Annotated in this window: 1 rRNA gene; it reads right to left on the bottom strand. The window is 55.3% G+C overall.

The features are described 5' to 3' along the window. Positions 1–67, bottom strand: a 16S ribosomal RNA gene (locus RM704_RS45050); the annotation flags it as partial. Between the last annotated feature and the right edge of the window lie 188 nt (positions 68–255).

Raw genomic sequence — 255 nt, 5'->3', positions numbered from 1 at the left:
GTTCGACTTGCATGTGTTAAGCACGCCGCCAGCGTTCGTCCTGAGCCAGGATCAAACTCTCCGTGAATGTGTACCCGTAATCGGGTGCAAACCACGAGAGCGGAACCACCGGAGGAATGATCCGATGGTTCACAGCGTCCTCGCTGTGTTTGTTTCAAAGGAACCTCGCCCCAACCGAAGACCGGCCGGGAACGGGGTATCAACATATCTGGCGTTGATTTTTGGCACGCTGTTGAGTTCTCAAGGAACGGACGC

The organism is Streptomyces gottesmaniae, from assembly GCF_031845845.1.
GTDB classification, from domain to species: Bacteria; Actinomycetota; Actinomycetes; order Streptomycetales; family Streptomycetaceae; genus Streptomyces; species Streptomyces akebiae.
The sequence above is the reverse complement of the archived record's forward strand: the minus strand, read 5'-3'. Positions and strand labels throughout refer to the sequence as shown.